The organism is Thiolapillus sp., from assembly GCF_048562965.1.
GTDB classification, from domain to species: Bacteria; Pseudomonadota; Gammaproteobacteria; order Chromatiales; family Chromatiaceae; genus Thiolapillus; species Thiolapillus brandeum_A.
The window spans coordinates 1-771 of record NZ_JBHNMF010001227.1 but is presented as its reverse complement, the minus strand read 5'-3'; the positions used below and the strand labels follow the sequence as shown (position 1 = coordinate 771).

Annotated in this window: 1 protein-coding gene; it reads left to right on the top strand. The window is 56.2% G+C overall.

All coding sequences use genetic code 11. The annotated features are described in order from the left end of the window. Positions 1-48 precede the first annotated feature (48 nt). Positions 49-639, top strand: coding sequence for a TetR/AcrR family transcriptional regulator (locus tag ACOCD2_RS23480; protein WP_293646527.1), 591 nt, complete (start codon positions 49-51; stop codon positions 637-639). Positions 640-771: the final 132 nt, after the last annotated feature.

Here is a 771-nt window from a genome sequence, read left to right as displayed (position 1 = left end):
TTAAGTGTATTTCCAAATTAACGGGGCAACCATTCGGTTATTGTCATCATGTCCAAAAAAAGCGAGCGCACCCGTCAGAAGATCATCGAGGCCGCCAACCGGCTTTTCTATCACCAGGGTTATCACAGCACCTCCTTCACCGACGTGGTCGATGCATCGGGCGTTCCGCGGGGAAACATCTATTACTACTTCAAGAGCAAGGAAGAAATCCTCACCGCAGCGCTCTCCTATCGCATCTCCCGCATCGACCATATGCTCAGGGCGTGGTCAGGACAATACCGGACACCTATCGAGCGCCTGAACCGATTTCTGGAGATCCTGCCGGACAGCCTGGACTCCCTGGTGCGCTACGGCTGCCCCATGGGCACGCTGAATGCCGAACTGGGAAAGAACGAACCGGAACTGCAGATCAAGGCCAAGGCCATGTTTCTGCTGTTCGAGGACTGGCTCACCGACCAGTTTGCCGAGCTTGGCTATGCGGGACGCGCCCGGGAGTTCGCCCGCCGGCTGCTCGCCCGCGGCCAGGGCATCAGCATGATCACCCACGTCTATCAGGACAGGCGCTTTCTCATGCAGGAAACGGACCTGCTGGCCCGCTGGGTCAACAAGCTGGCCCGGGGTGAGGAGCAGGACATCTGATACCTCAGCCGCCCCCTGTGTCAGCATAGTTGTCCGCTCACCTCAGTGAGCAATTATTACTTAATCAGGGGACGGAAGGAAATCATGAAATGCCAAGATACAGCAGAGAATTCAAAGAGACGATTGTTCAGA